Annotated in this window: 18 protein-coding genes and 1 pseudogene; 13 read left to right on the forward strand and 6 right to left on the reverse strand. The window is 72.5% G+C overall.

Annotated elements, in window-relative coordinates; genetic code table 11:
* A pseudogene (locus E4622_RS17230) lies at nt 1-362 on the reverse strand (CoA-binding protein); the annotation flags it as partial.
* A gap of 851 nt (nt 363-1,213) precedes the next feature.
* On the opposite strand from E4622_RS17230, the gene E4622_RS17235 reads away from it, so the two are divergent.
* Nucleotides 1,214-3,253 carry an NAD(+) synthase gene (locus E4622_RS17235; protein WP_134741494.1) on the forward strand — a complete coding sequence of 680 codons (2,040 nt, stop codon included), beginning with the start codon at nt 1,214-1,216 and terminating at the stop codon, nt 3,251-3,253.
* Nucleotides 3,254-3,347: 94 nt separating this feature from the next.
* Complete coding sequence (locus tag E4622_RS17240) at nt 3,348-3,722, forward strand: hypothetical protein (protein ID WP_134741495.1); 375 nt, start codon at nt 3,348-3,350, stop codon at nt 3,720-3,722.
* Between the two features lie 7 nt (nt 3,723-3,729).
* Here the strand turns inward: E4622_RS17240 and E4622_RS17245 are convergent, their stop codons facing one another.
* Together E4622_RS17245 and E4622_RS17250 are read right to left on the reverse strand one after the other, a co-directional pair.
* Nucleotides 3,730-5,046 carry a HAMP domain-containing sensor histidine kinase gene (locus E4622_RS17245; protein WP_134741496.1) on the reverse strand — a complete coding sequence of 439 codons (1,317 nt, stop codon included), beginning with the start codon at nt 5,044-5,046 and terminating at the stop codon, nt 3,730-3,732.
* A gap of 1 nt (nt 5,047) precedes the next feature.
* The gene (locus tag E4622_RS17250) at nt 5,048-5,740 is read right to left on the reverse strand and encodes a response regulator transcription factor (protein WP_134741497.1); all 693 of its coding nucleotides are present in this window, start codon (nt 5,738-5,740) and stop codon (nt 5,048-5,050) included.
* 101 nt (nt 5,741-5,841) lie between these two features.
* On the opposite strand from E4622_RS17250, the gene E4622_RS17255 reads away from it, so the two are divergent.
* From E4622_RS17255 to E4622_RS17290, 8 genes are all read left to right on the forward strand, one after another.
* Complete coding sequence (locus tag E4622_RS17255) at nt 5,842-6,294, forward strand: hypothetical protein (protein WP_134741498.1); 453 nt, start codon at nt 5,842-5,844, stop codon at nt 6,292-6,294.
* A gap of 80 nt (nt 6,295-6,374) precedes the next feature.
* Nucleotides 6,375-7,010, forward strand: coding sequence for a hypothetical protein (locus E4622_RS17260; protein ID WP_134741499.1), 636 nt, complete (start codon nt 6,375-6,377; stop codon nt 7,008-7,010).
* 41 nt (nt 7,011-7,051) lie between these two features.
* Complete coding sequence (gene glnA / locus E4622_RS17265) at nt 7,052-8,392, forward strand: type I glutamate--ammonia ligase (protein ID WP_134741500.1); 1,341 nt, start codon at nt 7,052-7,054, stop codon at nt 8,390-8,392.
* Between the two features lie 14 nt (nt 8,393-8,406).
* Nucleotides 8,407-9,117, forward strand: coding sequence for a type 1 glutamine amidotransferase (locus E4622_RS17270; protein ID WP_134741501.1), 711 nt, complete (start codon nt 8,407-8,409; stop codon nt 9,115-9,117).
* Nucleotides 9,114-12,089: a bifunctional [glutamine synthetase] adenylyltransferase/[glutamine synthetase]-adenylyl-L-tyrosine phosphorylase gene (locus E4622_RS17275; RefSeq protein ID WP_134741502.1), complete on the forward strand. Its 2,976-nt coding sequence runs from the start codon at nt 9,114-9,116 to the stop codon at nt 12,087-12,089. Before E4622_RS17270 ends, E4622_RS17275 begins: the two co-directional genes overlap by 4 nt.
* 432 nt (nt 12,090-12,521) lie before the next feature.
* A complete protein-coding gene (locus E4622_RS17280) occupies nt 12,522-13,145 on the forward strand; it encodes a TasA family protein (RefSeq protein WP_134741503.1) in 624 nt (207 codons plus the stop codon).
* 40 nt (nt 13,146-13,185) lie between these two features.
* Complete coding sequence (locus E4622_RS17285) at nt 13,186-13,893, forward strand: signal peptidase I (protein ID WP_134741504.1); 708 nt, start codon at nt 13,186-13,188, stop codon at nt 13,891-13,893.
* Nucleotides 13,890-14,249: an Hpt domain-containing protein gene (locus tag E4622_RS17290; RefSeq protein WP_134741505.1), complete on the forward strand. Its 360-nt coding sequence runs from the start codon at nt 13,890-13,892 to the stop codon at nt 14,247-14,249. Before E4622_RS17285 ends, E4622_RS17290 begins: the two co-directional genes overlap by 4 nt.
* Before the next feature lie 15 nt (nt 14,250-14,264).
* Here E4622_RS17290 and E4622_RS17295 read toward each other — a convergent pair whose 3' ends face one another.
* The gene (locus E4622_RS17295) at nt 14,265-15,002 is read right to left on the reverse strand and encodes a response regulator transcription factor (RefSeq protein ID WP_134741506.1); all 738 of its coding nucleotides are present in this window, start codon (nt 15,000-15,002) and stop codon (nt 14,265-14,267) included.
* Between the two features lie 136 nt (nt 15,003-15,138).
* Between E4622_RS17295 and E4622_RS17300 the strand changes: the two genes are divergently transcribed.
* Together E4622_RS17300 and E4622_RS17305 are read left to right on the forward strand one after the other, a co-directional pair.
* Complete coding sequence (locus E4622_RS17300) at nt 15,139-15,603, forward strand: hypothetical protein (RefSeq protein WP_134741507.1); 465 nt, start codon at nt 15,139-15,141, stop codon at nt 15,601-15,603.
* A gap of 125 nt (nt 15,604-15,728) precedes the next feature.
* Nucleotides 15,729-16,634, forward strand: coding sequence for a DUF2510 domain-containing protein (locus tag E4622_RS17305; RefSeq protein WP_134741508.1), 906 nt, complete (start codon nt 15,729-15,731; stop codon nt 16,632-16,634).
* Nucleotides 16,635-16,728: 94 nt separating this feature from the next.
* Here E4622_RS17305 and E4622_RS17310 read toward each other — a convergent pair whose 3' ends face one another.
* Nucleotides 16,729-16,923, reverse strand: coding sequence for a hypothetical protein (locus E4622_RS17310; protein WP_134741509.1), 195 nt, complete (start codon nt 16,921-16,923; stop codon nt 16,729-16,731).
* Between the two features lie 80 nt (nt 16,924-17,003).
* On the reverse strand, nt 17,004-18,023 hold the full coding sequence (locus tag E4622_RS17315; protein ID WP_134741510.1) for a 5'-3' exonuclease H3TH domain-containing protein: 1,020 nt from the start codon (nt 18,021-18,023) through the stop codon (nt 17,004-17,006).
* A 48-nt stretch (nt 18,024-18,071) separates the two neighbouring features.
* On the opposite strand from E4622_RS17315, the gene E4622_RS17320 reads away from it, so the two are divergent.
* Complete coding sequence (locus tag E4622_RS17320; protein ID WP_134741511.1) at nt 18,072-18,830, forward strand: SseB family protein; 759 nt, start codon at nt 18,072-18,074, stop codon at nt 18,828-18,830.
* The last annotated feature ends 54 nt before the right edge of the window (nt 18,831-18,884 follow it).

The raw sequence follows: 18,884 nt of genomic DNA on the forward strand, positions 1-18,884 counted from the left end.
GCCATGGTGTGCTCGGCGATCCACTTGGCCTTCCAGAACGGGAGGTGTCCGTGGTCGACCTGGGCCCAGAGCCGGGGGAGGCGGTGGTGGATCTCGAGGGCGGCGCCGACGTAGCTCTTGGCGGAGTCGGTGGACATGCCGAGTGCGGCGCCGAGCTCCATGACCGCGAACTCCGAGATCCAGGGGGTGCCGTCGCCGGCGAGGGGGATGCCGTGGTCACCGAACGCGGCGTCGGCCTCCTCGTCGGTGGTGTGCAGGGTGCACCAGGCGATCGCCGCGCGCAGGCGTCGGACCTCGGCCGCGGTCGCGGCGGTGGTCTCGTGACGCATGACCTCGAGGAGGTCGGCGGCGGGGCTGGTCATGGGTCCACTCAAGCACCCACCACCGACAGTCGAGGCCCTGAACTGGGGCTCAGGAGGCCTTATCCACAAGGGCTGTCGAAATTTCTTGATCCTTCCCGGGGGTGGTTTCGAGACGGGACTTCGTCCCTCCTCAACCACCGGCGTCGTGGGTTGAGGAGGTTGCGCAGCAACCGTCTCGAAACCGAGGCGAGCCGACGGCCGGCGGCGGCGTGGGAGCACCGCCCACCTGCTCCGTGTAGCTGCCAAAGGACCGTGACCACTGCGGCGCCGTACGACACCACTGAATTCTCCCAGGAGGCGGACAGAGGTGCGGGGGTCTCGACGTTCGCTCGTCGCTGGCGCTCCTCGCTGCTCGACCACCGGTGGGGTGGTTTCGAGGCTCGCTGCGCTCGCACCTCAACCACCGGGCCCTGCGGCCGGGAGCGGCGCGCGAGCACCTCGTACCTCCTCCTCGTAGCTGCCAAAGACCGTGACCACAGCGGCGCCGTACGCCTCCACTGAATTCCCCCAGGAGGCGGACAGAGGTGCGGGGGTCTCGACGGGCGCTCGTCGCTGGTGCTCCTCGCTGCTCGACCACCGGTGGGGTGGTTTCGAGGCTCGCTGCGCTCGCACCTCAACCACCGAGGCCGGCGCGCTACGACGTCATTGATCACCCTGAGGAGGCGGACAGAGGTGCGGGGGTCTCGACGTTCGCTCCTCGCTTGCGCTCCTCGCTGCTCGACCACCGGTGGGGTGGTTTCGAGGCTCGCTGCGCTCGCTGCTCGACCGCCGGTTGCGGTTTCGAGGCGGGACTTCGGCTCCACCTCAACCACCGACGGCCCGCCGGCGAGCGGGCTGCCTAGACTCGCGGCGTGGACTTCTACTCGGCGTACGCACATGGCTTCGCCCGCGTGGCGGCGTGCACGTTGCCTGTGGCGATCGTGGACCCGGCGACCAACGCGCAGCGGGTGCTGGAGCAGGCGCGGCTGTGCCACGAGGACGGGGTGGCGGTCGCGCTGTTCCCGGAGCTGGGGCTGTCGGGGTACTCCATCGACGACCTGTTCCTGCAGAGCACGCTGCTGGAGGCCGTGGAGGCGGCGGTCGCCACCATCGTCGAGGCCTCCGCCGACCTGCTGCCGGTGATGGTGGTCGGGGCGCCGCTGGTGCACGGGACCCGGGTGATGAACTGCGCGGTCGTCATCCACCGGGGGCGCGTCCTGGGCGTGGCGCCGAAGAGCTACCTGCCGACGTACCGGGAGTTCTACGAGCGCCGGTGGTTCGCGCCGGGTGACGACACCCGCGGCAGCACGATCACGCTGAACGGCGAGACGGTGCCGTTCGGGCCCGACCTCATCTTCACCGCCACCGACGTGCGCGGGCTCGAGCTGCACGTGGAGATCTGCGAGGACTTCTGGGTCCCCATCCCGCCGAGCTCGGAGGCCGCGCTCGCGGGGGCCACCGTGCTCCTCAACCTCTCGGGCAGCCCGATCACCGTCGGGCGTGCCGAGGACCGGCGCCTGCTGGTGCGCAGCCAGAGCGCGCGCTGCTCCGCGGCCTACCTCTACGCGGCCGCCGGCCAGGGCGAGTCCACGACCGACCTGTCGTGGGACGGCCAGACGATGGTCTACGAGTGCGGCGACCTGCTGGCGGAGAGCGAGCGCTTCCCCGACGAGGCGCGGCGCTCGGTCGCGGACGTCGACCTGGACCGGATCCGCCAGGAGCGGATGCGGCAGGGCACGGTCGACGACAACCGGCGGACCTACGACGACCGGGTGCGGGAGTTCCGCCGGATCCCCTTCGAGCTGAAGCCGCCGACGGGCGACCTCGGCCTGCGCCGCAAGGTCGACCGCTACCCGTTCGTGCCCGACGACCCGTCCCGCCTGGCGCTGGACTGCTACGAGGCCTACCATATCCAGGTCTCCGGCCTGGAGCAGCGCATCCAGGCGATCGGCGACACCAAGCCGGTCATCGGCGTGAGCGGTGGCCTCGACTCCACGCACGCCCTCATCGTCATCGCGCGCGCCATGGACCGTCTGGGCCGCCCCCGCAGCGACATCCAGGCCATCACGATGCCGGGCTTCGCCACCGGCGACACCAGCAAGTCGTACGCCACCCGGCTGGCGCAGAGCCTCGGTGTGACGTTCGAGGAGCTCGACATTCGCCCGGCGGCCACGCAGATGCTCGCCGACATCGACCACCCCTTCGCCGACGGCGAGCCGGTCTACGACGTGACGTTCGAGAACGTCCAGGCCGGGCTGCGCTACGACTACCTCTTCCGCATCGCCAACCACCGCAGGGGCATCGTCGTCGGCACCGGCGACCTCTCGGAGCTGGCCCTGGGCTGGTGCACCTACGGCGTGGGCGACCAGATGTCGCACTACAACGTCAACGCCGGCGTGCCCAAGACCCTGGTGCAGCACCTCATCCGCTGGGTGGCCGACTCCGACCAGTTCGACGAGGAGACCAACGAGCTGCTCCGCGGGATCCTCGAGCAGGAGATCACCCCCGAGCTGGTCCCGACCGTCGAGGGCAAGAAGCCGCAGGCCACCGAGGACACCGTCGGGCCCTACGCCCTGCAGGACTTCACGCTCTTCCACACCGTCCGCTACGGCCAGCGGCCCAGCAAGATCGCCTTCCTCGCGTGGCACGCCTGGCGCGACGCGGGCGAGGGGGAGTGGCCGCCGGGGTTCCCCGAGGAGCGCCGCGTCGCCTACGACCTGGCCGCGATCAGGTCCTGGCTCGTGGTCTTCACCAAGCGCTTCTTCGCGAGCCAGTTCAAGCGCTCGGCCCTGCCCAACGGGCCCAAGGTCAGCGCCGGCGGCACCATGTCGCCGCGCGGCGACTGGCGGATGCCGTCGGACGCCAAGCCCGACACGTGGCTCGCCGAGATCGAGGCCAACATCCCCACGTAGGGCCTTTGCCTGGGCTTAGCCACGACATGGTTCGCCGTTAGCGGCGGGCTTGCGAGTCTCCTCCTGTCATCAAGCAACCGACAGAGGAGACATCATGAAGAGGACAGTCCTGATCGTGGTCGCCGCGATCACACTGGTGCTCATCGGCGGCGGCGCCTGGGCGCTCACTCGTGGCGACGACGAGAGCGTCGAGCGCGGCACGTGCGCCGCGACGTCGTACGAGCTGAGCGTGGAGCAGGACGACGGGGGCCTCGAGGTCGCCTACGAGCTCCAGTCCGGTGCCCCCGACGAGACGTGGGACGTCGTCGTCGAGCAGGGCGGCACCACGCTGCTCGAGGGCGAGCGCCGCACCGACGGTGACGCCGAGCTCGACCTCGACGTCATCGCGCAGGAGGACGGCGCCGACAGGTTCACCGTGACGGCCACCCCGGCCGACGGCGAGCCCTGCACCGCCACGCTCACCCGCTGATCGGCCGCTAGGGCGCGCCGAGCTCGACCACGACGCGCGCCCCGCCGTACGGCGAGCGCGACAGCGACAGACCGCCGCCGGACTCGGTGGCGGTCCTGTCGACGATGGCCAGGCCCAGCCCGGTCGAACCCGCGCCGGACGTGCCGCGGCCGGCGACGTCCAGGTCGTCGGGCAGGCCGGGGCCGCCGTCCTCGACGGTGAGCACCACGCCGCCACCAGGCCGGGCCGTGACGCCGAGGCGCACCGCAGCGCCGTCCGGGGTGTGCGTGAAGACGTTGTCGAGCAGCACGTCGGCCACGGCCGACAGGTCCTCCTCGGAGGCGCGCACCGGCGTGGGGGAGGCGGCGGTGACGTCGACGGTGAAGTCGCGGTCCTGGTCCTCCGCCAGCGGCTGCCAGAAGGCGGCGCGCTCGCGGAGCACCGCCACGGCGTCGCACTCGGGCACCAGCCCCTCGCGCTCGGAACGCCGGGCCTCGCGCACCACGTGGTCGACCATCTGCTCGAGCTCGTCCAGGTCGGCGCCGAGCCGAGCTCGGGAGTCGGCGTCCGCGACGCCGTCGACACGCAGCCGCAGCGCGGTGATCGGCGTGCGCAGCCGGTGCGAGAGGTCGGCCACCCCCGCGCGCTCGCGCTCCAGCAGCACCTCGATCCGCTCCACCAGCCGGGCCATGGCCTGCGCGAGCTCGCGCACCTCCGGGGGACCGTCGGTGACCAGGCGGGCCGGCCGGCGGCGGTCGCCGAGCTGCTGGGCGTACGTCGCCAGGCCGCGGATCGGCAGGACGAACGAGCGTCCCAGGCGGTCGGCGAGGAGCAGCGCGCCCGCGAGCAGCACGATCCCCAGCGCGAGGAGCACCAGCCAGCTGCGGACGACGGTCGACTGCAGGCCCGGCTGGGCCACCACGACCCGGATCACCGGGGTCCGCTCGGGCGCGGCCGAGCTGCCGCTGAGGGAGACCGGCACGAGGAACTCCGCGCCGCCGTCCACGTCGTCGACGCGCGCCTGGCCGGTCGCCCGCGCCTCGATGACCCGAGCGTCCTGCCCGGGGTCGGGGCCGACGTCCTGGCCCCCGGGGTGCACCTCGTCGGGCGGGTAGAGCACGGTGGTCTGGGTGTCGGGGTCCTCGTTGATGCTCTCGAGGTAGAGCGAGACGGCGCCGCGGTCCTGACCGGAGACGACCGACTCGGTGGCCTGCACCTCCAGCGCGGCCCGCGAGAGCCGGTCCTCCAGGGCGTAGTCGCGCAGCAGCACGGCCATCGGCACGAGCATCGCCAGCAGCACCATGGTGACGGCCGCGGCCACCGTGAGGATCAGGCTGCGGCGCACGTCAGATCTCGTCGGGCGCGGTCAGGCGGACGCCGACGCCCCGGACGGTGTGCAGGTAGCGCGGCTCGGAGGCCGACTCGCCCAGCTTGCGGCGCAGCCACGAGAGGTGCACGTCGACGGTCTTGTCCGAGCCGCCCCACGCCTGGTGCCAGACGTCGGTGAGCAGCTCGCGCTTGGTGACGACCTCCCCGGCGCGCTCGGCGAGGTGCCGCAGCAGGTCGAACTCGCGCGGGCTCAGGTCCAGCACCCGCCCGTCCAGGGTCGTGCGCCGCGCGCCGACGTCGATCTCGAGCCCACCGACCACCAGGCTGGTGCGCGGCGCGCGGGCGCCGGAGCCGACGCGACGCATGACCGCGCGGATCCGGGCCTCGAGCTGGGCGGTCGTGTAGGGCTTGACCACGTAGTCGTCGGCGCCGGCGTCCAGGCAGCTCACGAGCGACGGGTCGTCGTCGCGGGCGCTGGCGACGATCACGGGCACGTCGCTGACCGCGCGCAGCATCGAGAGCACCTGCGTGCCGTCCACGTCGGGCAGCCCGAGGTCGAGGATGACCAGGTCGGGGCGGCTCTCCACCGCCATCGACAGCCCCAGCATCCCGGTGGCGGCCGACGAGACGGCGTACCCGCGCTCGTCGAGGGCGCGCATCAGCAGCGGCCGGATGCGCGCGTCGTCCTCGATGATCAGCACCTGCGCCACGCATCGAACCTAGCCCAGTGCCGGCCCCCCACCCGCCGCCTTAGCACTCCCTTAACCGTGGCTTGAGGACGTCGCAGCACGGCGGCGGGCACGATGGGGCGATGAGCGACGAGCGGCGGGTCCCGCGCGCCTGGGGGTACGCCGCCGGGTGGCTCGTCGCCGCGGTGCTCGCCGTGGCCGTGGGCGTCCTGGCCGTGTCGTCGCTGGGGGCCAGCATCCGCGACCGCGGCCCGGTCGTGACCGAGGCGGTCCGCGACGCCCAGGTCGACGCCGAGGGCGAGCTCACCCCCGCGGCGGACGCGACGCCGGTCCGCAAGACGTTCGAGGACGACTTCGGCAGCTTCGTCGTGGAGTGCCGCGACGCCGTGGCCTACGGCGTGAGCGTGGAGCCGGCGACCGGCTGGCGCACCGTCAGCTACGACAGCGGTCCCGACGACGACGTCGACGCGGTGCTGGCCCGGCAGGCGGAGTCGGTGGAGATCGAGGTGTTCTGCAACCGGGGCCGTCCCGCGATCGGCGAGGTGGAGCGCAACACCCTCCCCGAGGACGACTGACCCCGACGCGCCGCAACTTCTGCGCCGTACCTCGCGTCTCCCTCCGGACAGCACTTCAGCGACCGGAGGAGATGGCACGGATGACTCGGCACACGTGGGTACGACGACTGGTGACCGCCGCGGCGGTCCTCGCCCTTCCCCTGGGGCTGACCGTGGGCTCGGCGGTGGCGTCCTCGGTCGCCAGGGACGCCGCCCACCTGCCGGTGCACGAGCGGGCCGCGACCCAGCGGGTGGTGCTCAAGGCACCGGGCTGCGAGGGCTGCCGGCTGCGCGTCTACAGCGCGGTGTTCGGCGAGGACGGCGAGCCGGACGTCTGGACGTCGCGGGCCAGGAGGGTGACCGATGGGCGTGCGGCCTTCTCGGTGCCGGCCGGTCGCACCCACGGGCTCTCGGTCTCGGTCACCGCCCCGTGGGAGGGGCAGACCGGCTACGTGACGCACGTGGCCTTCAAGTACCGCGGGATCGGCGCCGGTGAGGTGGTCACCGTCGCGCGGGCGCGCACCAAGCAGCGCGCCTCGGCGTGCTGGGCCGGCACGGACGCGCGACGTACGGTCCTGCGGCTGGTGACCCGCAAGGTGACCGTCGAGGGCGTGCAGGGCCCCACCGCCGGGACCCTCGCGTTCGCCCGGGTCGGCCAGCCCGCCATGGTGCCCCTCCGTCGCGCCCACGCCGGCGTCCTGGGCTCCCAGGACGTCAACATCTGCGGCAAGCGCTGACCTGTCGCCGGGCCGGGGCGCGCTGCCCCTACGCTGAGCGCATGGGCAAGCAAGAGGACTTCGTACTCCGCGCTCTCGAGGAGCGCGACGTCCGCTTCGTGCGGCTGTGGTTCACCGACGTGCTGGGCTCGCTGAAGTCGGTCGCGGTGGCGCCGGCGGAGCTCGAGGGCGCCTTCGACGAGGGCATCGGCTTCGACGGCTCGGCCATCGAGGGCTTCGCGCGCGTCTACGAGTCCGACATGCTGGCCAAGCCCGACCCCTCGACGTTCCAGATCCTGCCGTGGCGCGAGGGCGACGGCCCCTCGACGGCCCGGATGTTCTGCGACATCGTGATGCCCGACGGCGCCCCCTCCTACGCCGACCCGCGCAACGTGCTCAAGCGCACGCTGGGCAAGGCCGCCGACAAGGGCTTCACCTTCTACACCCACCCCGAGATCGAGTTCTACCTCTTCAAGGACAGCCCGGTCCCCGGCGGCGAGCCGGTGCCGGTCGACCGCAGCGGCTACTTCGACCACACCGCCCAGTCGAGCGGCGCCGACTTCCGGCGCGAGGCCATCACGATGCTGGAGTCCATGGGCATCTCGGTGGAGTTCAGCCACCACGAGCACGGGCCCGGCCAGCAGGAGATCGACCTGCGCTACGCCGACGCGCTCACCACCGCCGACAACGTGATGACCTTCCGCACGGTCATCCGGGAGGTCGCGCTGAGCCAGGGCATCTGGGCGACGTTCATGCCCAAGCCCTTCACGACCCACCCGGGCTCGGGCATGCACACCCACGTGTCGCTCTTCGAGGGTGACGAGAACGCCTTCTACGAGCCGGGCGCGGAGTACCAGCTGTCCAAGACAGGACGCCAGTTCATCGCCGGCATCCTCACCCACGCTCGCGAGATCAGCGTCGTCACCAACCAGTGGGTCAACAGCTACAAGCGGATGATGTTCGGCAGCGAGGCGCCGTCCTACATCTGCTGGGGCCACAACAACCGCTCCGCCATGGTCCGGGTGCCGATGTACAAGCCCCTCAAGGGCCAGTCCACGCGCATCGAGCTGCGCACGCTCGACGCCGCCTGCAACCCCTACCTCGCCTACGCCGTGGTCCTGGCCGCCGGGATGAAGGGCATCGAGGAGGGCTACGAGCTGCCGCGCGAGGCGGAGGACGACGTCTGGCAGCTCACCGAGCGCGAGCGCACCAGCCTCGGCATCGAGCCGCTGCCCACCAGCCTGCAGAGCGCCATCGCGATCGCGGAGGACTCCGAGCTGCTCGCCGAGACGCTGGGGGAGCAGGTCTTCGACTTCTTCCTCAAGAACAAGCGCGCCGAGTGGGACGAGTACCGCGGCCAGGTCTCGACCTTCGAGCGCGACCAGATGCTGCCGGTGATCTGACCGTCGGGTCCGCCATGTCGTCGGTCCTGGTCGTGCAGCACGAGGACGAGTGCCCGCCCGCGCTCGTCGGCGACTGGCTGCGCGATGCCGGCTGCGCCCTCCACGTCGCGCGTCCCTACGCCGGCGAGCCCCTGCCCGACCCGGCGGCGTACGACGGGCTGCTGGTGCTCGGCGGTCCGCAGTCCGCGGAGGACGACTCGGTGCCGTGGTTCGGGCCGCTCAAGGAGCGGCTGCGCGCGGCCCGGGACGCCGGGCTGCCCACGCTGGGGATCTGCCTGGGCCACCAGCTCGTCGCCTCCGCGCTGGGCGGCCGCGTCGAGCGCAACCCGCGCGGGCAGCAGCTCGGCCTCCTCGAGGTCGGCTGGACCCCGGCCGCGGCGGCCGACCCGCTGACCGCGTCGGTCGCCTCGTGGCGGCGCGGCGTGCACTGGAACGACGACGTCGTCACCGCGCTGCCCCCCGAGGCGGAGGTGCTGGCCGAGACCCCGGCCGGGGAGCTCCAGGCGGCGCGGTTCGGGCCGCGGATGTGGGGCGTCCAGCTGCACCCCGAGGTGGACGCGGCCGTCCTGCGGCCGTGGGCGGCCGACGACCGGGAGGCGCACGTGCTGCGCGGTGTCGACCAGGAGGCGCTCCTGGCCTCGGTCGAGGACGCCGCCGACGAGCTGGCCCAGGCGTGGCGGCCCCTGGCGACGGCCTTCGCGGAGATCGTGGCGGGTGCCCGGTGATCCGCGAGGCCACCACCAAGGGGAGCCTGATCCGGCTGGGCTTCACCGACACCGACACCGCCATGGACAACCTGCGGCAGCTGGGCGGCGCCGCCGACCCGCTGCTGGCGATGCTCGGGCGCACGGCCGACCCCGACATCGCCCTGCACGAGCTGGTCCGGCTGCACGAGGCGGTCGCGGAGCCGGGCGAGCTGCTCGACGAGCTGGTCGACGACGAGGGCACGGCCATGCGCCTGCTCTCCGTGCTCGGTGCGAGCACCGCGCTGGCCGACCACCTGGTGCGCCACCCCGGGCAGTGGCGCGAGCTGACCGACCCGACGCTGGGCTCGACCCGCCCGCCGGCGTACGCCGTGCGCGAGGGGCTGCTGGCCGCGGTGGGCGCCGACCCCCACGACGAGCACCCGACGGCGACGCTGCCCGACGCGGTGGCGGTCGACGCGCTGCGCGTGGAGTATCGACGCGTGCTGCTGCGCCTGGCCTCGCGCGACCTCTCGCACGACGTGGGCATCGACGACGCCGCGGCCGAGCTCTCCGACCTGGCTGCCGGCACCCTCGAGGCCGGGCTCGCGATCGCGCGGCAGCGGGTGGGGGAGCCGGCGGCGCTGGCGCGCCTCGCGGTCATCGCCATGGGCAAGCTCGGCGGCCACGAGCTCAACTACGTCTCCGACGTCGACGTGATCTTCGTCTACGAGCCGGTCGAGGGCGCCGCCGAGCAGCCTGCCCTGCGCGCCGCCACGCAGCTGGCGAGCCAGATGATCCGGGTCTGCTCCGACCACACGGGGGAGGGCACGATCTGGCCGGTCGACGCCGCCCTGCGGCCCGAGGGCAAGGCCGGCCCCCTGGTCCGCACGCTGGCCAGCCACCGCGGCTACTACGAGCGGTGGGCCAAGACCTGGGAGTTCCAGGCGCTGCTGAAGGCACGCCCCGTCGCGGGCGACCTCGCGCTCGGCCGCGAGTACGTCGCGATGGTGGCGCCGATGATCTGGACCGCCGCCGAGCGCGACGGCTTCGTCAGCGACGCGCAGGCGATGCGCCGCCGGGTCGTCGAGCACATCCCGGCGCGCGAGGCCGACCGCCAGCTCAAGCTCGGCTCCGGCGGGCTGCGCGACGTCGAGTTCGCCGTGCAGCTGCTGCAGCTGGTCCACGGCCGGATGGACGAGGCGATCCGGCCGGCGACCACCCTGAGCGCGCTGGCCCAGCTGACCTCGCGCGGGTACGTCGGTCGCGAGGACGGCGAGGCGCTGCACGAGGCCTACTCGTTCCTGCGCACCCTCGAGCACCGCATCCAGCTCTTCCAGCTGCGCCGCATCCACGTCGTCCCCTCCGACGAGCCGTCGCTGCGCCGGCTGGGGCGGAGCATGCGCTTCCTCAAGGACCCCGTGGCCTCGCTCGACCGGGCCTGGGAGCACCACCGCCGCGAGGTCCGGCGGCTGCACGAGAAGCTGTTCTACCGCCCGCTGCTCACGGCCGTCGCGAGCATCCCGGGCTCCGAGGCGCGACTGTCGTCCGAGGCTGCCGGCGCACGGCTCGCGGCCCTGGGCTATGACGACCCCCAGGCCGCGCTGCGCCACCTGGAGGCTCTCACCAGCGGCGTCTCGCGCACGGCCACGATCCAGCGGGCGATCCTGCCGGCCATGCTCGACTGGTTCGCGGAGGGACCGGACCCCGATGCGGGGCTCTTCGGCTTCCGCCGGATCAGCGAGACCCTGGGCCGCACGCCGTGGTACCTCAGGACCCTGCGCGACGAGGGCCAGGTCGCCGAGCGGCTGGCCCACCTGCTGTCGTCGTCGCGCTACGTCACGAGCCTGCTGGAGCGCGAGCCGCTCGGGGTGCAGATGCTCGGCGAGGACCTCACCCCGCTGCCGGCCGAGCCGGTCGGCCAGGAGATGCTCGCCGCCGCCGGGCGGCACGACGACCTCGAGAAGGCCGTGCGCGCGATCCGCGCCGTACGCCGTCGCGAGCTCTACCGCATCGCCGCCGGCGACGCCCTCGGGCTCACCGACGTGGCCGAGGTGGGGCAGGGCCTGTCGCGCCTGACCGACGCCACGCTGCAGGCGACGCTGCACGTCGCCGCCCGCACGGTGCGCGAGCAGCGCTCGCTCGAGGAGACCCCGACGCGGATCGCGATCGTCGCGATGGGCCGCTACGGCGGCTTCGAGCTGTCCTACTCCAGCGACGCCGACGTGCTCTTCGTGCACGAGCCCGTGGAGGGTGCCGACCTCCACCGGGCCACGTCGTACGCCCAGGCCGTCGCCAACGAGATCCGCCGTCTGCTGGCGCTACCCGGCGGCGACCCGCCGCTGCAGGTGGATGCGGACCTGCGCCCCGAGGGCAAGCAGGGCGCGCTGGTGCGCACGCTCGACTCCTACGCCGCCTACTACGCGAAGTGGTCCAAGGTCTGGGAGGCGCAGGCGCTCCTGCGCGCCGACGCGGTCGTGGGCGACGAGGACGTGCGACGTCGCTTCATAGCGCTCATCGACCCGCTGCGCTTCCCCGAGGACGGCCTCTCCGAGGACGACGTCGTCGAGGTCCGGCGCATCAAGGCGCGCGTCGACAAGGAGCGGCTCCCGCGGGGTGCGGACCCCCAGCTGCACCTCAAGCTGGGGCGGGGCGGGCTCGCGGACATCGAGTGGACGGTGCAGCTGCTCCAGATGCAGCACGCCGGGCGGGTCCCGGGGCTGCGCACGCCGCAGACGCTCGGAGCCCTCGCCGCCGCCGCGGAGGCCGACCTGATCTCGCAGGACGACGCCGACGTGCTCGCCCACGGCTGGCGCACCGTGAGCCGCGTGCGCAACGCGGTGACCCTCGTGCGCGGGCAGGCGGCCGACGAGCTGCCCCGCGACGTACGGCAGCGGGCGGCGGTGGCGAGCATCCTCGGCTACGGGCCCGGGGCCACCGACGAGATGGTCAACGACTACCTCCGACGCATGCGGCAGGCCCGGGGAGTGGTCGAGCGAGTGTTCTGGAGCTGAGCAGGAAGGGGTCTTCGGCGGGAGTGTGTGAGAGAATCCCTGAAGAGCCGGGACGCGACCGACTGCCCCCCAGGGGTCGCGTCCTGGCTCGTTCTCCGTCCAGCCCCGGTGAGGCTCCTCCGCACTCCCGCGGACCGGGCGACGCGCACCCCGCTCCAGGCACTCGAGTGGCAGCCCACCCCCGGGATGCGGGCTGGCTGAGGAACATCCGAGACGAGGCCGAGCGTGGTGCGCGTGCGATCTGAAGGTGCCCGCTCCCGGGCATCCCAAACCTCCCGCGTGACCCCGGTCACCGCTCGGCTAAGAGCCTTGATGATTGCTTGAGGAAACGTGGGGGTTTTGCCCCCGAGGGGCTTGATCTGCGGGCGGCAGAGTTCTGGTCATCAAGCACCGGCCACCCAGGGCCACCTCAGACCAGAAGGAAACGTCACCATGAAGAAGTCGGCCCTCACCGCCAGCTCCACCAAGATCCTCGCCTCCGTCGTCCTCGTCGCCGGCGCCGCCTCCGTGGCCGGCCTGGGCACCTTCGGTGCCTTCACCTCCACCACCTCGGCCAGCGAGGCCGTGGGCACCGGCAAGGTCGTCCTGGGCCTGACCCAGCACGCCAGCCTCGGCACCACCGTCGCCGCGACCAACCTGGTCCCCGGAGACACCGTGCAGCGCGCCGTGGTCCTGACCCGCTCCAACGACACCGAGGCCTTCGGCTCGGTCAAGCTCACCACCGCCGGCGGCACGGCCAACAAGCTCACCACCGACCAGACCGACGGCCTCAAGCTGGCCGTCGACCAGTGCACCACCGGTTGGACCAAGGCCACGGGCAGCAACGACCTCACCTGCGTCGGCGGCACCGTCACCAACCTGATCGCCTCGCGCCCCGTGGTCGGCACCAACCTCGACCTCGCCGCGGCCACCACCGCGCTCAACTCCAACGCTGCCGCCGCCAACCTGCGCGTCACGCTGACCCTCCCCGAGGCCGCGGACAACACCTTCCAGGGCCTGTCCAACACGGTCGCCTTCACCTTCGACGCCACGCAGCGCGCCGCCACCTCCAAGTAGTCCCCACCTCCCGACGTACTGACCAGGAGCAGGAGTCACCGTGAGCATCGCCGTCACCACCCCCACCGTCGTGGGACGCCACCGTGCGCTCCCCGTCAGCATCACCCCCGTCACCCCGGCCGCCGCGCCCGCCTCCTCGACGAGCGCCGTGGGCTCCTCGGCCGGGACGTCGAAGGGCCGGGGCCCGTGGCGGCGCGTGGCCAGCCTGGTGATGACGCTCGCCATGGTCGGCAGCTTCGTGATGTTCCTGTTCCTCGCCGTGGGACCCCACGTCCTGGGCTACCGCACCTCCACCATGCTCACCGGCTCCATGGAGCCCGGCATCATGCCCGGCGACGTCGTGGTCACCACCCAGAAGCCCGCCACCGACGTCCACGTCGGCGACGTGATCAGCTACCAGATCCCCATTGAGGACCACCGCGTCGAGACCCACCGCGTCACCGAGGTCACCACCGCCAAGGACGGCACCATCAGCATCCGCACCCAGGGCGACGCCAACAGCAACGTCGACCCCTGGACCGCGATCCTCGAGGAGGACACCGTCTGGGAGGTCCAGGCCGTCATCCCGAACCTCGGCGACCTGATCCAGACCATGCGCTCCCCGATCGTCCACCACGTCGTGAAGTGGGTCGCCCTCGGCGGCCTCATCCTCATGGGCCTCACCACCATCTGGTCCCGCACCGACGACGACAAGGACGAGGACGACGAGAACGAGAACGAGGACCTGGATGAGGCCGCACGCCGATGACACACCTGGACACCGCGAGCCTCGAACGCCTGGCGCGCGACGTGTCCTCCTGGCCCTTCGTCGTCACCTTCGCCGAGAAGTACCAGCAGCTCCTGCCCGACCGGGTCCGCCGCGTCATCGCAGCCATCACGGAGGGTGACCTCGACCAGGCGCTCGACGCCGCGCTCAGCCTGAGGGTCTCGTCCGCCTTCGTCGGGGCCCTCGAGCTGGTCGACCTCGCGCACCGGCTCGAGACGCACCTGCGCCTGGGGGACCTGGCCGCCGCCCGACTGCCGCTGGGGCTCGTCCCCGAGGCCGCCCAGCGCGCCGAGCAGGCGCTGGCGACGTACCTCAGCGGTCGCGCCGACGACGCCTGAGGCAGGACCGCTGGGTCAGCGGGCTTCCATGCGGTAGCCGACCCCGCGCACGGTGTGCACGAGCGAGGACGCGTCGCCGAGCTTGCGGCGCAGGTTGCCGACGTGGACCTCGACCAGGTGCGTGTCGGTGGCCCAGTCGGTGCCCCAGACCGAGCGCAGCAGCGCCTCGCGGGTCCACACCCGGGCCGGGGTGCGCATCAGCTCGGTGAGCAGGTCGAACTCGGTGCGGGTCAGCGACAGCTCGGTGCCGCCGCTGAAGGCGCGCCGACCGTCCACGTCGACCTTCAGCGGGCCGTGGTCGAGCACCTCGTTGCTCAAGGCCGCAGGCGCCGCGGTGGCGTCGGTCTCCGCCTCGCCCGACGAGGTCGTACGACGCGGCCGTCGGAAGAGCGCGTTGACGCGGGCCTGGAGCTCCCGAGGACTGAACGGCTTGGACAGGAAGTCGTCGGCGCCGGTCTCCAGGCCGATGAGGCGGTCGATCTCCTCGTCGCGCGCGGTGATCATGACGATGTAGACGTCGCTGGTCTCACGGATCCGCCGGCAGGTCTCGATGCCGTCGATGCCGGGCAGGCCGAGGTCGAGGGTGACCAGATCGGGGTCGAAGGTCCGGACCGCCTCGACGCCGGCCAGCCCGGTGTCGACCGACCGCACCTCGAAGCCCTGGCTCGTCAGGGTGAACTCGATGAGCGACCGTACGTCCTCGTCGTCCTCGACCACCACGGCGCGGCGTTCGTTCCCGAGAGCTTCACTCATGGAGCGGACTATGCCAGACCTTGAGGATTTCCAGAGGTCGCCCCCGGCCGCCCTTGAGGCCCTCCGGCCAGACTGGTCCTCGACGGTCAACCACGTCCCACCCCCCGCACGACCTACCCGCACTGGAGCTCCCTCGATGTCTCGGTCCGACACCCTGCGCCGCGCAGTGTCGTTGACCCTCGCCGTCCTCTGCTTCCTGGTCGTCCCGCAGCTGGCCTTCGCCAAGTTCACCGCCAGCAAGGCGCCCTCGATGCAGGTGGGCGTGGCCAAGCTCGTGACCCCCTCCGCGGTGACCGGCTCCTACTCGTGCCGGACCGGCTTCTTCACCGAGGGCCTGGACCTCAGCGTCACCGGCTTCAGCGACAACGGCCAGCCCGCGGACGTCTCCTACGTGTCGACGCTCTACCGCGGCACCACCCAGCGCGCCACCAAGACCTCGACGTCCGAGGCGGTCACCCTCAGCACCGGGCTGCAGCTCATCGACGCCGGCAACACCTCCTACCGCCTCACGATCGTGACCAAGCTCGGCGGGTGGACCGCGCCGGAGTACTCCAAGACGATCAGCTGCGGCATCAACCTGCCGAGCAACGGGTCGCTCTGAGCCCAGGCGCCGCCCGGGGTCCTGCGGCCCGTCCGGCCGTCCGCCCCTCGCCCGGGGGCGCGCCGCGGGGTGTGGGCGTGTGATGATGCGGCGGCAGCCCGCCGACGTCCCGCCGAGGAGAAACCATGAGCGACCCGAACCAGCCCAGCACCCCCGCCGGGTGGTATCCCGACGGCCAGGGCGGACAGCGGTGGTGGGACGGCACGCGCTGGACCGAGCACACGATGCCGGCGCCCGAGGCGGCCCCGCCCGCGCCACCGCAGCAGCCGCAGCAGCCGCAGCAGCCGCAGCCGCCCGCCGACCCGGCCCCGCCGGCCGACGTGACCGTCGTGGCGCCCCCGCGCGGCCCGGCCCCCGGTACGCCGCCGCAGGGTCCGCCGCCCCAGGCGCCCCCGGCCCAGTGGCAGCAGGCGCCGCAGCAGCAGCAGCCCGACTACGCCCAGCAGGGCTACCCGCAGCAGGGCTACGCGCCCCAGGGCTACCCCCAGCAGGGCTACCCGCAGCAGGGTCAGCCCAGCGGCGGCGGCAAGGCGAAGGGCAAGGGCAAGCTGATCGCGCTCATCGGCGGAGGCGTCGCGCTCCTGGTCGCGCTCGCCCTCGTGCTCTTCTTCGTCGTCCTCGGCGGAGGCGGCGGCCCGAAGGGCGTCGCGCAGGACTTCCTGGACGCGCAGTTCAGCGGGGACCAGGAGGAGGTGTGCGAGCTGACCTCGAAGGACGCGGTCAAGCCGATCCTCGAGGCCAACGACGTCGACTCGTGCAGCGCGCTGGACGACAAGGTGTCCGAGGACGAGTCGACCAAGGAGTTCACCGAGCTCATCGACGACATCGAGTCCGACGTCGAGATCGGCGACGTCTCCGAGAAGGGCGACAAGGCGACGGTCAAGTACACCGCCGACCTCGAGTACACCGGCGACGACAAGGACAAGTTCACCGAGCTGTTCGGCGAGGACACGAAGTTCACCGAGAAGGGCACGCTGACCCTCGTCAAGGAGGACGGCGACTGGAAGGTCTCCGACAGCAAGACCGACTGACATCCTGCTCGACCGCGAAGGCCCCCGGAGCGATCCGGGGGCCTTCGTCGTCGTCAGTCGGGTGGGCCGCCCGGCAGGGCCCCGCCGGAGCTCGTCAGGGGGTGTCGGGGCCGAGGGTGGCAGCGGCCAGGTGTCGCTCCACCTGTCGGTACTGAGGATGTCCCGGGTCGATGGTGACGTTGCCGCCGTCCACGGCGAACACCAGCCGGAACGCGCCGGTCCGGTCGTCGCGGCGATAGTTCACCACGAGGTGGAGGTTGAAGTAGCCCCTGTCGGTGCGGATGAACACCGGGTCATCTCACCACATCGGGCCGGTGCCGGGCGCGGCTGCGCGGGAGCACCCCGACCGGACGCCACCGCTCGGACGGCTCAGCCGCCGACGGAGGCCGGCGGCTCCGTGAGGACGCGCAGCGCCAGGTCCGTGGTCGAGGGGACGCCGAGGTGCCCGACCACACGGGCGACCCGGTCCGCGTCGAGCGGCAGCAGCCCCGGCGTCCCCGGGACGTCGGGGGTCAGGCCGAGGTCGAGGTCGGTGCGACCGGACATGAGGGAGAGGTTGAACTCGAAGCGCTCCCGCGCGCCGGGCGCGGTCAGCCGCTTGAGGAGCCCGGGTCCGAGTCGGCGCAGCCCCTCCTCCTCGCAGTAGGAGTCGAGGGCGGCCACGAGGTTGGCACCCTCGCAGTGGTCGATGTCGGCCCAGACCGACTGCATCGACCCCATCTGGCTGAGCAGCACGGGCGCGGACTTCTCGCCGATCCCGGGCACGCCGGGCAGGTTGTCGCTGGTGTCGCCGCGCAGGGCGGCGTACTCGAGGTAGTGCTCGGCGGCGATGCCGTAGAGCGTGCGCAGCCGCGCGGGGTTGAGCAGCGGGGAGCCGTTGATGCCGCCGTTGATCAGGCGCAGGACCCGGGTGCGCTCGCTGATGTGGGCGAAGGAGTCGCGGTCGGAGGTCACGATGACGCAGCTCCACCCCGACGCCTCGGCCCACGTCGCAGCCGACGCGCTCACGTCGTCCGCCTCGAGACCTGCCGGCGTGACCGTGAGCAGGCCCAGCGCGTCGAGCAGGGCGCTGGCGCGCTCGAGCTGGTCGACCAGCGTCGGGTCCTTCGGGCGCCGTCCGGCCTTGTAGGCCGGGTAGGTCTCGGTGCGCACGGAGGCGGTGCGGTCGTCGAGCCCGAAGACCACCGCGTCCGGCGCGAACTGGTCGATGACCTCCAGGATCTGGCGCAGCATCCCGTGCAGGGCCCAGGCGGGACGACCGCCTTGGTCGCGCAGCCCGGAGTCGACGCGGGCGTGGTGGTTGCGGTGCAGCAGCGACGGGGCGTCCACGGTGAGCAGCAGGCGCGGCTCGGGGGAGAGGGTCTCGGTGCTGGTTCCAGGGCTCGACATGACGATCCGCCTACCCTACGACCAGGCCCCGCCGCCTAGGGTCGCCGCATGGAGCTCGTCGACAACGTCCCTCTCCGTACGGCGCTCGCCGCCTTCGCCGCGGACAGCAACCAGGCCACCTACCTCGAGGTGGTGCGTCAGGTGCTGCAGGGCGACCTGCTGCTCGACGCGACCGCCTCGGACCTGCGCGTGGACGACGGGACGATCGCGGCCGGCTCGACGCTGCGGTTCGCCGGCGGCACCGGCCCGGACGGCGCCACCGCCCTCTTCGCGTTCACGCGGCAGGAGGAGGCCGCGCGGATGCACCCGGCCTCGACGCACGTGCAGACCGTCGGGCAGCCCGCTGCGGCGGTGCTGGAGCTGGCGGCCTCCCAGGGGCACGGCTGGCTCTACCTCGACCCGGCCGGACCGACCTGTGCGCTCAACCTCGCGGAGGTGGGCTTCGTGCTGCGCAACCCTCGCAACGGGGCGGTCAAGGCGGCCCTGCCGCGAGGGGCGGGGGCGGTGGTCGAGGCGCTCGCGCAGGGAGGCGTGCTGTTCTACGCCGTTGACGAGCGACCGGACGGTCCGCGGGTGCGCACCACCGCGCTCCCGGACGGGTCTCCGGCGCTGCTGGCCTTCACCTCGCCGGCCGAGGTCGTGGTGCGCGCGCCCGGGGACGCCTTCTTGGTGGTCGACGTCGCGCGGGCCGTGGAGGAGGCGCTGGCCGAGCCGTACGTCGCCCTGGTGATCGACCCGGCCGGCCCCTGGGTGGCGCTGCGGCCTCACGAGCTCCGCGACGTACGCGCGCGCCTCACTCCGCTCTGAGTCCGCATACGTGAACCAATCGCGTCGTTAGTTCAAGAGTCTGGACAAGGTTCT

This window comes from Nocardioides sp. 503 (assembly GCF_004522095.1).
GTDB lineage: Bacteria > Actinomycetota > Actinomycetes > Propionibacteriales > Nocardioidaceae > Nocardioides.